Source organism: Romboutsia weinsteinii (assembly GCF_002250835.2).
Lineage (GTDB): Bacteria > Bacillota > Clostridia > Peptostreptococcales > Peptostreptococcaceae > Romboutsia_A > Romboutsia_A weinsteinii.
Window position 1 is genome coordinate 48,403 of record NZ_NOJY02000006.1, and the last position, 13,107, is coordinate 61,509.

The 13,107-nt window shown below is 30.2% G+C and carries 13 protein-coding genes; 3 read left to right on the forward strand and 10 right to left on the reverse strand.

Annotated features, from left to right (window positions below):
* Positions 1-13: 13 nt before the first annotated feature.
* From CHL78_RS04800 to CHL78_RS04810, 3 genes are read right to left on the reverse strand one after another with little or no spacing between them, the layout of a single operon-like run.
* Positions 14-811, reverse strand: a complete 798-nt coding sequence (locus CHL78_RS04800; protein ID WP_094366379.1) for a TrmB family transcriptional regulator — start codon at positions 809-811, stop codon at positions 14-16.
* Between the two features lie 30 nt (positions 812-841).
* Positions 842-2,497, reverse strand: a complete 1,656-nt coding sequence (ilvD, locus tag CHL78_RS04805; RefSeq protein WP_094366378.1) for a dihydroxy-acid dehydratase — start codon at positions 2,495-2,497, stop codon at positions 842-844.
* A gap of 21 nt (positions 2,498-2,518) precedes the next feature.
* Positions 2,519-3,502: an ornithine cyclodeaminase family protein gene (locus CHL78_RS04810; RefSeq protein ID WP_094366377.1), complete on the reverse strand. Its 984-nt coding sequence runs from the start codon at positions 3,500-3,502 to the stop codon at positions 2,519-2,521.
* 345 nt (positions 3,503-3,847) lie between these two features.
* On the opposite strand from CHL78_RS04810, the gene CHL78_RS04815 reads away from it, so the two are divergent.
* The 3 genes from CHL78_RS04815 to CHL78_RS04825 all read left to right on the forward strand — a co-directional run bounded on the left by CHL78_RS04815 (position 3,848) and on the right by CHL78_RS04825 (position 6,799).
* Positions 3,848-5,221 (forward strand): peptide MFS transporter, encoded by a 1,374-nt coding sequence (locus CHL78_RS04815; RefSeq protein WP_094366376.1) that lies wholly within the window; start codon positions 3,848-3,850, stop codon positions 5,219-5,221.
* A gap of 24 nt (positions 5,222-5,245) precedes the next feature.
* Positions 5,246-6,328: a M24 family metallopeptidase gene (locus CHL78_RS04820; RefSeq protein ID WP_094366375.1), complete on the forward strand. Its 1,083-nt coding sequence runs from the start codon at positions 5,246-5,248 to the stop codon at positions 6,326-6,328.
* A 90-nt stretch (positions 6,329-6,418) separates the two neighbouring features.
* Entirely contained in the window at positions 6,419-6,799 is a 381-nt protein-coding gene (locus tag CHL78_RS04825) for a RidA family protein (RefSeq protein ID WP_094366374.1), read from the forward strand.
* A gap of 150 nt (positions 6,800-6,949) precedes the next feature.
* On the opposite strand, the gene CHL78_RS04830 is transcribed toward CHL78_RS04825, so the two are convergent.
* The 7 genes from CHL78_RS04830 to CHL78_RS04860 form a co-directional block, all read right to left on the reverse strand.
* Positions 6,950-7,621 (reverse strand): ABC transporter ATP-binding protein, encoded by a 672-nt coding sequence (locus CHL78_RS04830; protein ID WP_094366373.1) that lies wholly within the window; start codon positions 7,619-7,621, stop codon positions 6,950-6,952.
* Positions 7,622-7,630: 9 nt separating this feature from the next.
* Complete coding sequence (locus tag CHL78_RS04835; protein ID WP_094366372.1) at positions 7,631-8,212, reverse strand: hypothetical protein; 582 nt, start codon at positions 8,210-8,212, stop codon at positions 7,631-7,633.
* Positions 8,213-8,235: 23 nt separating this feature from the next.
* A complete protein-coding gene (locus tag CHL78_RS04840; protein ID WP_094366371.1) occupies positions 8,236-9,438 on the reverse strand; it encodes an ABC transporter permease in 1,203 nt (400 codons plus the stop codon).
* Positions 9,439-9,448: 10 nt separating this feature from the next.
* On the reverse strand, positions 9,449-10,450 hold the full coding sequence (locus CHL78_RS04845; RefSeq protein ID WP_094366370.1) for an efflux RND transporter periplasmic adaptor subunit: 1,002 nt from the start codon (positions 10,448-10,450) through the stop codon (positions 9,449-9,451).
* A gap of 151 nt (positions 10,451-10,601) precedes the next feature.
* On the reverse strand, positions 10,602-11,090 hold the full coding sequence (locus CHL78_RS04850) for a hypothetical protein (protein WP_094366369.1): 489 nt from the start codon (positions 11,088-11,090) through the stop codon (positions 10,602-10,604).
* An 82-nt stretch (positions 11,091-11,172) separates the two neighbouring features.
* Entirely contained in the window at positions 11,173-12,333 is a 1,161-nt protein-coding gene (locus tag CHL78_RS04855) for a HAMP domain-containing sensor histidine kinase (RefSeq protein ID WP_094366368.1), read from the reverse strand.
* Positions 12,333-13,016 carry a response regulator transcription factor gene (locus CHL78_RS04860; RefSeq protein ID WP_094366367.1) on the reverse strand — a complete coding sequence of 228 codons (684 nt, stop codon included), beginning with the start codon at positions 13,014-13,016 and terminating at the stop codon, positions 12,333-12,335. Before CHL78_RS04860 ends, CHL78_RS04855 begins: the two co-directional genes overlap by 1 nt.
* Between the last annotated feature and the right edge of the window lie 91 nt (positions 13,017-13,107).

Genomic DNA, 13,107 nt, shown 5'->3' on the forward strand with positions numbered 1-13,107 from the left:
AAAGATAACTTTATTAAAATATATCACGAATCTTTGCATATTCTTCTCCTAGCTCTCTTTGCATACTTTCCCTGAATATACTAACACTCTTATAAAAATACATATCATGTTTAACATACTCTTTAGCCATAAATATCATTGGCTTACTTTCCGTCCAAATTACCTCAACTGAATTTTTATTTATAATTTGACCAAATATAACTTCTCTAGAATCAGATACTACAGTTATCCATCGTCCGCCCATTTCTTCATATTTTTCTTGTGCTAAACCATGCCTATAATATGATTTCAAATCTACCTTAGAATCTTCTGAGCTACTATAATAAATAACGCCAAGATTTATTCCTTTAGATTCTAACTCTTTTAGATCATCTATAATTTGTTCTATATCTTCTTCCCAAATTTGTAAGTATAATTCTTTTTTAGTATTTTTTATTATATTTCTGCACTTATCAAATACATTTTTATACTCTTTTATATGCCAAATATATTCTAAATCTACTTTTGTATCATAGTCTTTCAACTGCTCTTCTATCTTGTCTAATGTATCTTCCATTTCATGCTTTAAGTTTTTACTAATCTCTTCTATTGGAATAGCAGAGTAAGCATTTCCATTGCCATTTTCCGAGAATACTATAAATCCTTTATTTATTAAACCTTCTAAAACATTATATACCTTTGATCTCGGAACTGTAGAAACTTTACTCGCTTCATACCCTGACAAACTTCCATTTTTAAGTAATGCAAGATATACCTTCGATTCTGAATCTGTAAGACCAATTTTATTTAATAAATTTATTTTTTCCTGCATATACATTCCGCACCTTTCTAAACCTGAAAATTACCAAGTCTGCATTGCTCCACCTTCATCAGCAGTTCTACAAGTACTTGCATAAACTGCTAATACACCTTTTTTAACTTTCGGCTCTGGTCTAACCCATCTATTATGTCTTTCTTCTAACTCTTCATCTGTTAATTCAATTTCAACCACACCATTATTTACATCAACAACAATCATATCTCCATCTTCAACTAGCGCTATTGGTCCCCCATCATAAGCCTCAGGGCAAACATGTCCTACTATCGCACCGTAATTAAAGCCCGAGAATCTTGCATCAGTTACAAGTCCAACACTCTGTTCTAATCCATAAGCCACTAGTGCATCAGTAGAAAGCATAACCTCTTTCATTCCAGGAGCTCCCTTACATCCTTCATATCTTATAACTATAACATCTCCTGGTACTATTTTACCACTTTGTATAGCTTCTAAGGCTTCGAAGTCATTTGAATATACTTTCGCAACACCTCTAAAGTGCTTCATTTCTTCGTATACGCCACTTGGTCTTATTATTGCTCCTTTTGGAGCTAGGTTACCTTTTAATACTTTAAGTCCAGCTTCTTTGTGAAGAGGATTGTCTAAAGTTCTTAGTACATCACTTGACTCTACTATCGTGTTTTCTAAAATATCGTTCCAACTATTTCCTAATAAAGTCGGTACATCTTTATGTAATTTATTTTCTATCATTTTCATAACTGCAGGTACTCCACCTACATTATGAAGATCCACTACATTATAGGGTCCACTTGGTCTTACTCCGCAAATACACTTGATCTCTTCACTCAATCTATCAAAGTCATCAAGTGTAATATTGATATCTAAATCTCTAGCTATTGCTAGTATGTGAAGAACAGCATTTGTAGAGCCTCCTATTGCCATATCAACCATTATAGTATTTAATAGTGTTTCTTTTGTTATTAACTTACTTGGAGTTAAACCTTTATTTATTAAATCTACTATATACCTTCCTGCATCTCTTGCAGACCTAAGCTTTATTAAGTCTGCTGCAGGTATAGTTCCTGTTCCTGGTAATACTAAATTTAAACATTCTCCTAGTATTTGCATAGTATTTGCAGTTCCCATTACTGAACAAGCCCCAAAGCTAGGACAAACACATTCCTCCATATCAGATAAATCCTTATCATCACCAGATAGTATAGCTACATCTACGTCTGGAGCAAGAACTTTTTTACCCTTGTACACACCTGGCATCATTGGACCACCAGTTACAACAAGTGTTGGCAAATCTAATCTAGCTGCTGCTAAATATGTTCCAGCTATTATATTATCACATGATGCAACTAATATTAATGCATCAAAATGATGGACATTTGCAACAAATTCTATAGACATAGATACAATATCCCTACCTACTAACTCGTATTTTAATTCTTCCGCACCATTACTTACATTTCCGCAAGTACATGGTATACCAAATTCTACAGGCATACCTCCTGCTTCCCATACGCCTTGCTTTATAGATTCTGTTATTGTTCTTAAATGTGCTGCTCCTGGAGACCCCTCCATAAATGCATTTGCTATTCCTACATGAAACTTTGTTTTTATATCTTTGTCACTAAACCCTGACCCTTTGTACATAACCCTTCTATGTGCTCCATTAGGCGCACTCCAATAGCTTCTATCATTTACATCTTTCATTTTGGTTAGTCCCCCCTTTTTTTACCACTCTATTCCTATACCTTTTTCTACTGCTTTATCATAAATTTTCTTTGCAGTGACTACATCCTGAACAGCTATACCAACAGTTTTAAAAACTATGATTTCATCATCATTTTCTCTTCCTAAAATTTTACCACTAATTACGTCTCCAAGCTCTCCACTAAAATCATTTTTAGTTATGCTACCATCTTTTAATGGATTTAATATATCACCCGACTCTGATAAAACTGCTTCTGTAGATTCAAAGAATATTTTACTTGCACGAGTTAAAGCTACAGGATCTAGTTCCTGCATAACAGGTAGATATGATCCAACAGCACTTATTGTAGCCCCTTTTTTAACTTTATTTCCATCAAACACCGGTCTTCTAGAAGTGGTAACAGTAATTATTACATCTGCATCATCTATAGCCTCATCAGATGTTTTTGCTACTCTAAACTTAGTATTATAATGTTTAAGTTCCTCCTGCATCTCTTCAACAAAAGCTTTTGTCCTATTCTCATCAAGGTCAAATATATACACCTCTTCAAGATTCCTAGCTTCAACCATAGCTTCTAATTGAGTACACGCTTGACCTCCAGTGCCTATAAGAGCCCCTTTTTTTGCATCCTTTCGTGCTAAAACATCTATAGCTGCTCCTGATGCAGCTCCTGTTCTAAGTTGAGTCACATATGTTCCATCTAAAATTGAGCAAACTTCTCCTGTAGTTCCATCTAGTAGTAAAACTGTAGCCGGTGTTACAGGCTTACCTTTATTAATGTTTTTAGGAAATACTGATACTATCTTTATACCTGCACAATCTAAATCTTCAATATATCCTGGCATAAACAGCATACTTCCTTCATATTTAGTGGCAGGTATATTAGTTCTTAGTGGAACAACACTTCTACCTTCTGTATATATTCTAAACGCCTCTTTGTCAGCTTCAATAGCGTCTCTCATTGTAAAAATATTTTTAATGTCATTTTTATTTAATAATAGCATTTAATCTCCCCCCTATATTTTATCAAAATTTAATAAATACTTTATTAAGTTGTATTTTTAATATACCCCTTTAGTAACTATTGTATATAATTTCCAAAAACTTTCAACATATTTCTCAAGGTATATTTTTACTATATATTTTCAAAATAATCTTTTATATTTAATTTCAAAATAATCTTTTATATTTAATTTTTTATATAAATAACCTGTACTCTTATGATCTGAACTTCGGTTTCTTTTTTAATTTATAGTTGCACATATTTTACTTTATAACTACAATCTATATTAGTAGTTACCTACATGATATACTAATCATTTATTTTAATTTACTAAGGGGGATTATTTATGGGAAATGCAGCCAATCTACAAAAAATAAAACAACCTAAAGACTTATATTTTTGTGGATCTATGCTAAGTTTTGTTGGCTTTTCATACTATGGTATGAAGTTAGTTTTATTGCTATTTTTAGCTGAGCAACCTACAAAAGGAGGATTAGGACTAACATCTTCAGAGGCTACTATAATAATGGCTTCTCTTATGGCATGGTCATACTTATCTCCAATAGTTGGAGGTTGGATTAGTGACAGATTCTTGGGTCCTAAAAAATGTGTAGCTATAGGTCTTTTGATAACTTCTATCGGGTATCTTGTAGGGTTCTTTATCACAAGTAAACTTATGGTTTATATAATGATTTTATTATGCGTAATAGGACCTGGTTTTTACAAAGGAAATTTGCAAACTTTAATTGGTAATTTATATGCTAATGATGACCCTAGAAAAGATGGTGCATTCTCTATTGCTTATACATTTACTAATATAGGTGTTTTCTTTGGACCTTTATTATGCGGGCTTGTTGCTAACGAATGGTTCGCACAAAAAAATGGTGCTGAAATGTTGGTATATGGGTACAAATATGTATTCTTGGTTTCAGCTATAGTTACATTTATAGGATTTATAGTATTTCTACTTGGCCAAAACAAGTTCTGCAATGAAAATAATAATTCTAGTAAAGAAAACTCAAAAGACTCTTTGGAGTATAAAAATCAAATAGCATCAAAACCTTTAAGTAAAAAAGAAAGACAAAGAATGATGGTTATAATCACTCTAGCATTCTTTACAATATTCTTCTGGATGGCTTATAATCAAGCATCTATGTCTATAGCACTATACACTCAAGAACATATTAATTCTTCAATTGGAAATTTTGTAGTTCCAACATCTTGGATAGACTCTTACAATGGACTTCTATGCGTAATACTTGGCCCTATAATGGCTGCTATCTGGTTAAGATTATCAAAAACTAAACGTGGTGACTTAAGTATTCCACTTAAAATGAGCTTAGGATTTATATTCTTAGCAGGTGGATTTTTATTTATGATAGGATCTGTAATGCAAAGCGGGTATGGTGATACTACAGTTCAAAAGGCTAGTCTGTTATGGCTTGTAGGATTCCTAACTTTACAGGGTATAGGAGAAATGTGTTTTGCTCCTGTTGGCTATGGTATGGTAAATAAATTAGCTCCAGAAAAATACTCTTCTCTTTTAATGGGAGTATGGTTTGCATCTACATTCTTTGCAAATAAGCTTTCTGGATATGTTCAACTTATCATAGATAAAATGGGTATTTTACAAGTGTTTATACTTATACCTTCTTTCCTTGTTATCATAGGTATTTTATTAATTATTCTTAATAGAAAGTTAGAAGAAATGGCAAATTAAAATTATCAGGAGGAAAACGTTAATATGAATAGATTGGAAAAAGTTGTTAATTTATTAAAAGATAATAATTTAGATGCTATATACTTAACAAATCCATCTAATGTAAATTATATAACTGGATATACAGATGAAGAAGCCTATGCTCTTATATCCAAATACGGAAACTTTGTTATAACAGATACTAGATACATAGAACTTGCAGAAAGTTTATGTAAAGATTTTGAAATAATTAATTGGCATCTATTTGATAGAAGCATACCTAAAACTCTAAAAGAAGTATGTATTAAAACTAATATAAAAAAATTAGGTTTTGAGAAAAATAATATAATATTTGATAATTATAATACCTTAAAATGTGAGTTGGAACCTGAGGGTATACACCTAATACCTTCAGAAAATATAGTAGAAGAATTAAGATACATAAAAACACAAGATGAAATTGATAATACAAAAAAAGCTTGTATGATAGCTGACAAATCTCTAGAAGAATTGATTCCTCATATAAAGATAGGTGTCACAGAAAGTGAATTAGCTGCTAAGCTAGAATATTTTATGAAAATCAACGGAGCTAATCAAGTTGGATTCGATACTATTTTAGTTTCTGGAACTAAAACATCTCTTCTTCATGGAAAACCTAGTGATAAAGTTCTTGAAAATGGAGATCTCCTAATCATAGACTATGGTGCAAATTACAATGGATATATTTCTGATACTACAAGGACTTTTATAATAGGAAGTGCTAATGAAAGACAATTGGAATTATATAATTTAGTAAAAGAAGCTCAACTTGTAGGTCTTGAAAATATGAAACCTGGAGTTCATGCTACACATCCTGATACTAAAATAAGGGAAGTAGTAAAAAAATATGAAGATAATTACTACAGAGGACTAGGTCACGGTGTTGGTAGAGATTTACATGAAGAACCATTCTTAGGTAACTATGGTACTAAAACTATTAAAGAAGGTTGTATAATCACAATGGAGCCTGGTATATACTTCCCAGGATGGGGTGGAGTCAGAATTGAAGATACTGTCCTTATTACAAAGGGTGGTAATGAAATTCTAACTAAGTTTCCTAAAGATTTAATGATACTAGATAAACAATAATAAATATGATCTATTGATACGATTTATTATAAATTAAATATTTTACTTAATGTAATAATTATAAAATAAGTATTTTAGGGGGAAATCATTATGTTAAAGAAAGAAATTATTGTTGCTAAAAACGCTCCTGCTGCTCTTGGTCCTTACTCTCATGGTGTAAAAGTTGGAGATTTTATTTTTACTGCTGGACAAATAGGTTTAATACCAGAAAGCGGAAAGTTGGCTGAGGGTGTTAAAGAACAAACTAGGCAAACATTAAAAAACTTAAGCTCAATATTAGAATCATGCGGAAGTAATTTAAACAACACTCTAAAAGTAACTGTATTTGTAAATGATCTAAATGACTTTAATGATGTAAATGATGTTTATAAAGAATTCTTTACAGAGGAATGCCCTGGAAGAAGCTGTGTAGAAGTTAGTAGATTACCTATGGATTGCTTAGTTGAAATAGAATTAATAGCTTTATCATAATATTTTAATTAATAAAAAATAAAATATCCAGAACTAGTAAAATAGACCCTATATAATAGTCACGTGAGAAGATAGTGACTATTTATATAGGGTCCATTTTATTTCTACTTTACACATCTTTTATCATTTAATTATCATTACACTAAACCCCTAAAGTACAATATTCCCATCTATAATACTTATGGTTCTATCACTATAACTAGCAACATTCTTATCATGAGTTATCATAATAATAGTATTTCCCTGATTATTTAACTCTTTAAATAGGGCTAATACTTCTTTTCCGGTTTCTGAATCTAGTGCACCAGTTGGCTCATCTGCTAATAATACTTTTGGGCTTGAAACTAATGCTCTGGCTATTGCAACCCTTTGTTGTTGCCCCCCTGACAGTTCATTTGGTTTATGTTTTATCCTGTCTTCTAATCCTACTAATTTTAATTTATCTAATGCTTTTTCCCTTGAAACTTCTCTGCTTACACCTCTTATTAATAAGGGCATCATTACATTTTGAATAACACTATACTTAGGTATTAGATGATACTTTTGAAATATAAAGCCTATTTTTTCATTTCTAATCAAAGCTAAATCATCATCATTTGAAGTACTTATGTCCTTATCATCTAAGATATAACTTCCATCATCTAAATTATCCATACATCCTATAATATTCATAAGTGTTGATTTCCCAGAGCCTGAAGGTCCTAGTATAGATATAAATTCTCCATTTTCCACATTAAAACTAATACTTTTTAATACATGAAGTTTTTCACTTCCTAAATTATAAAATTTATTTACATTTCTAAGCTCTATTATATTATTCATTGTTTTTTCCTATGAAATCACGTTTACTGATAGTATGTTCGGGTTTTCTGATTTATCATCATCCACGGATATTTGTAAATAAGTACCTTCTTTTATAGCTGTTAGTCCTTCCCCACTTCTACCTGATAATATGCTTATATTTACACCTGTTGGTATTGTTATAGTTTTAGTATCTCCTGTAAATTCTAATTCTACTAAAGGCTTATTTTTTTCTATTTCTCCAACTGAAACTTTTTGATCTTCTCCTGGTTTAGCTTCCATAGATGGAGTCAAAGTTGCTGCAGGTGTTTCTTCTTTAGTTTCACCTTTATTTTCTTCTTTTTCTTCACCTTCTATTTGAGTACCTGGGTCCTTTGCTAGCTCAAACTCTATTTCATTTCCTACTACACTTTTTACTTTTCCATAGATAAACTTTTCTTCTTTATTTGTTGATTCTTTTTTATTTGCGTCATTCTTAGAGTCATCATTTTGACCATTCTGTTGACTACTTACTGAAGATTCATTACTTCCTTGTCCTTTGTCTTGTGAACTACAAGCTGTAACTCCTAATGCTAATGATATAGCTAATCCTAATAATACTGGTTTTTTCATAATATTTTCTCCTTTTATTTTATTTATTCATAACTTAAAGCTTCTACTGGCTTTAATTTTGATGCTTGGTATGCTGGATAGAATCCAAACACTGTTCCTGTTATCATTGCAAATAATAGTGCAATTATCTTTCCATCTATAGTAAATAAAACTGGTACTCCTAAGTACTTTGTTAATGGCATTAATAAATAACTTAATACAATTCCCAAGATACCTCCAACACTACTTATTAATACAGATTCAAGTAAGAATTGAATTAATATATCTCTACTTGAACTTCCTAGTGCTTTCAATATGCCTATTTCCTTAGTTCTTTCTTTTACCGTTACAAACAATACATTCATTATCCCTATACCACCAACTATAAAAACAATTGTTGCAACTGACATTAATAATATGTTCATAGTTTTTGCTGATGCTAAGGCTGCTTCTATTTTACTCCCTGCATCTTCAACCATATAGTTACTTGCTTCATCATCAAAAATGTAATCTAGAGAATCCTTAACATCTCTCATTCCATCTTCAACTTTATTTATATCTTTAACTAGTGCAATTCCTTGAGGTATAGTATATTTCTTATCAAGTACATACTTATATCCTGTTGAGTAAGGTATAAAAATACTTTGGTCTGGACTTATTCCCTGTATTCCATCACCTTTTCTTTCTAAAATGCCTATGACTGTATAAGTCTTTCCACTTATTTTTATTTTTTTTCCTACAGCACCTTCAGCATTTGCAAAATGTTTTTCTGCTACGTTTACCCCTAGTACACATACTTTTTCACTTTTATTTTGATGTTCTTCATTTAAACCTTCTCCAAATTGTATTTTGAAATTATTTATATCATCAAATTCATCTGTAACCCCTACTATTGGCTCATAGTCGTCTTTTCCAAGTATTTTTACCGAAGCACTTCCTGATATATTTAAAGCTACATTACTTATATTTTTTGAATCCTCTAAGACTATTTCCATCTTCTCCTCATCTAATTTAGGGATTTTTTTAATATCTATATTTGGATTTGTAAAATCAACATTTATATAAATACTTCCTGCACTTAACCCTGCAAATTGTTTTTTTACTTCCTCTTCTCCACCCTTACCAATTGCAATTACCATTATAATAGTTGCTGCTCCTACTATAATTCCAAGTGAGGTAAGAATTACTTTAAACTTATTTTCTATTAAATTTATCAATGTAATATTAAGTATCTCTGAGAATTTCAAAGCTTCTTACCTACCTTTCCTCTACTACAGTTTGGCCTTCTTGTAATCCCTCTAAGATTTCTGTAACACTTCCATCAGAAAAACCAGTCTTTACTTCTACTTCTTTTATTTGCTCATTTTCTTTTACTTTAACTATTTGTTTATTATCTTTTAGTTTTATAGCTTTATTTGGAACTTGTACTACATCTTCTTTATTTTTTATTATAAATTTAACTTCAGCCGTCATTCCTTGATATATTTCTAAGTCCTCAATATCAAGCTTTGCCCTTACTTTATAATCAACATCCTCACCTTCGCCTGAGCTTATATAACTTTTTTCTTCTACGATTCCTTTAACTTCAATATCTGGATAAGTTTCGAAGGTTACCTTAACCTCTTGATTTTCCTTTATGCTTACAATCTCTGTTTGTGGAAGTAAAACATCTATATAAACTTTCTCTTCATTTCCTATTACTGCAACTGCCTTTGATGGTGTTGCTTCTGCTTCTTGTTCATATCCTATATCTAGAACTACTCCATCTATCTTTGCATATATATATAAGTTGTTTAAGTCTGACTGTAAGTTTTTTATTTTTTTATTTACTATATCTAACTCACCTTGAGCAGTCCTTATTTGTGAGTCTAGGGATATATCATCAGGTGAATTTTTCTTTTGTTCTTTTAATTGATTTATATTTTCAGATTTACTTTTTTGCTCTATTTTTAGTTCTTCTATTTGCGAGTTAATTTGTTTATCTGATATTTTGGCTATCTTATCACCTTTTTGTATTTTTTGACCTTTACTCACATAAATTTCTTCAATAGTTCCACTTATTTTAAAGTTATGTTCAACTTCTTCTAATTTAGCAGCTCCACCTCCGTCGATTCCCACGGTTATATCATCAACCACTACTGTGTGTTCTCTTTCTCTTTTTACTTCTTCCTCTTGCTTTGGTTTCATAATTAGTAATATAGAGCCACCAACGACACAAATTCCTACTATTAATGCTACTAGCTTCTTTTTAGCTTTCATACGCTCCCTCCATTTTCTCTGCTGCTTTCTTATAAGCTAACTATACTAAAATGGGTATAAAGTTTTTGTTAAGAAAAATTTAATTTACTTAGATAAATTATTAAAATAAAAAAAGCTATGAAAATTAGTTCTTAATTTTCATAGCTTAAAATTAAATAATATCTACACTCATAATTGTTCCTTCTTCAAGTACAGATTCACTTTTATCTGAATCATTTTCATAAACCCCTATTCTAACAAATAAACCCTCTTTTAAATCGTTAAAATCTGAAAGGTTTGTGGCTACTCCTATCAACTCAATACTATCTGTTTTTCCAGTTTCTTTAAGATTTGATGTATCTAGGTCTAAATCTTCGTTATACCCCTTATCATTATATCCATCTGGAGTGTTTACAAATTCTGCTTCTATTTTGGTACCGTCTACATTTTTTATTTTTGCAAATTTATATTTTATATTTTCATTCATATCTTTATTCTGCTGTTCACCTATTTCTTTCATTTCTTCTTCTGTAAGATACTTTTCTCCACTCGGCTCCTCTTGCTTAATTATTGACTCTTCCTCTTCTCTATTAGTCTTACTACAAGCCGTTATCCCTAAACTTACACATAATACTAAACCTAAAATTAATGTTTTTTTCATATTTATATCCTTTCATCTTATAATTATTTTAATTTACAACTTAATAATACTCAAAAGGATATAAAATTTTTGTTAAGAAAAATTATTTGTATGGGATTTTTATAGTAAATTTGCTTCCAAACTCATTGCTTTCAACTCCAATAGTTCCATTATGCTGTTGTATTACAGTCTTTACAATTGAAAGCCCTAATCCTGAACCACCAATTTTCCTAGAACGAGATTTATCTACTCTGTAAAAAGGCTTAAATATATTTTCATAATCTTCTTTTTTTATTCCTATTCCACTATCTTCAATATCTATATTTATAAAATTATTGTCTTCTTTTAAATAAATTTTTACATATCCATTTTCATTATTGTACTTGATACTATTTTCTATTAAATTATAAAGTGCTCTATATAAAAGCTGCTCATTTCCATAAAACTCCTTACGATTACCGTCTATATCTTCTACAATACTTATATCAATATTTTTATTAGATGCAACTTCTTTAAGCTCGTCTGTAATAGATTTCAGTATTTTACTGAATTTGATTTTATCACTACGCTCTATCTCATCTTTATTACAAATGCTAAGCAATTCCTCAACTACCTTTGATAATCTATTGTTGTTTTTTTCTACTATTTCAATTAATTTTTCATAATCTTCAATAGTATACTCTTTCCTCTTCTTAAAAACATCTATTTTCATTTGTATAACTGCCAAAGGTGTTCTAAGCTCATGAGCTACATTTGCTGAAAACTGTTTTTGACTTTCAAATGCATCTTCTATTCTAGATAACATATTGTTAAAAGATTTAGTTAAGTCTTTTATTTCGTCATCTGCACCTTCTTCTTTTATTTTTTTAGATAAATTATGCTCACTTATATCTTTTATTTCATCACTTAAATTTTTAACACCTTCTAATGATTTTTTTGTTGTTAAATAAGTTATTATTCCCCCTAAAATTATAACTACTATCATACAAAATGTACTTGTCATTACTATATTCCCTTTTGCTACACTCGTAGCTTGGGTTAAACTCTTTGCTTCTATTACTGTTGCATCTTTCAACATATTATTTTTATTTGGAATAGATGGAATTGTACTTGCTGCACTTTCTGTTGGTGAAAATTGGCTTAGTAAATCAATAGACCTTACTGCTGAAAGTGATGTTCCTATAGTCAGTATTACACTACAAAGTATAAGTACTATTGTGTTTATAAAGGTTACCTTAAGTCTTAAGGATAAATTAAATTTCATTAATTTTCTTCCTCCAATGCTTCTATTATATACCCCACACTAGCAACATTTTTTATCACTTCATAATCTAAATTTTCTTTTAACTTTTTTCTTAAGGCATTAATATGAACCCTTACAGAGTTACTAAACATATCAACACTATTATCCCAAACATGCTCTATTAGCTCCTCTTGGCTAATTACTTTATTTATATTTTTCATTAAATATTCTAGTATTGAAAATTCTTTTTTAGTTAACTTTATTGGATTATTATCTACATAAACTTTTCTTGATTTCATATCTATTTTTAAGTGCTTATATTTAAGTTCGTTATCTTCTTGTATAAATTTTATTCTAAGTAAACATCTTATTCTAGCTTCTAATTCATCAAAATGAAAGGGTTTAACTAAATAATCATTTGCTCCCAGATCAAGCCCTTTTACTCTATCTTCTATTGCTGATCTAGCTGTTAGTATTAATATTTTTGTTAACTTATTATGTTCTCTTATATTTTTTAAAATATCTATTCCATCTATATTAGGTAAATTTAAATCAAGAATTATAAGGTCATAATCATTTATAAGTGCAAGTTCTAAGCCTTCATCCCCATCATCACTTGTATCTACTGCATATCCATCTATTCTTAATCCTTCTGCAATTGCTTCTAATAAATCTATTTCATCTTCTACGACTAAAATTCTCATCTTATGTCCTCCTAAATACACTTTACTACTTATTATATACATATTAGTATAAAATTTTTGTTAAGTTATAATACATTCGTATACAAAAAAG

Bases quoted from the DNA above. Each gene is read 5' to 3' on its own strand.
- CHL78_RS04800 (WP_094366379.1), bottom strand. From the start codon at position 811: ATGCAGGAAAAAATAAATTTATTAAATAAAATTGGTCTTACAGATTCA.
- ilvD (WP_094366378.1), bottom strand. From the start codon at position 2,497: ATGAAAGATGTAAATGATAGAAGCTATTGGAGTGCGCCTAATGGAGCA.
- CHL78_RS04810 (WP_094366377.1), bottom strand. From the start codon at position 3,502: ATGCTATTATTAAATAAAAATGACATTAAAAATATTTTTACAATGAGA.
- CHL78_RS04815 (WP_094366376.1), top strand. From the start codon at position 3,848: ATGGGAAATGCAGCCAATCTACAAAAAATAAAACAACCTAAAGACTTA.
- CHL78_RS04820 (WP_094366375.1), top strand. From the start codon at position 5,246: ATGAATAGATTGGAAAAAGTTGTTAATTTATTAAAAGATAATAATTTA.
- CHL78_RS04825 (WP_094366374.1), top strand. From the start codon at position 6,419: ATGTTAAAGAAAGAAATTATTGTTGCTAAAAACGCTCCTGCTGCTCTT.
- CHL78_RS04830 (WP_094366373.1), bottom strand. From the start codon at position 7,621: ATGAATAATATAATAGAGCTTAGAAATGTAAATAAATTTTATAATTTA.
- CHL78_RS04835 (WP_094366372.1), bottom strand. From the start codon at position 8,212: ATGAAAAAACCAGTATTATTAGGATTAGCTATATCATTAGCATTAGGA.
- CHL78_RS04845 (WP_094366370.1), bottom strand. From the start codon at position 10,450: ATGAAAGCTAAAAAGAAGCTAGTAGCATTAATAGTAGGAATTTGTGTC.
- CHL78_RS04850 (WP_094366369.1), bottom strand. From the start codon at position 11,090: ATGAAAAAAACATTAATTTTAGGTTTAGTATTATGTGTAAGTTTAGGG.
- CHL78_RS04855 (WP_094366368.1), bottom strand. From the start codon at position 12,333: ATGAAATTTAATTTATCCTTAAGACTTAAGGTAACCTTTATAAACACA.
- CHL78_RS04860 (WP_094366367.1), bottom strand. From the start codon at position 13,016: ATGAGAATTTTAGTCGTAGAAGATGAAATAGATTTATTAGAAGCAATT.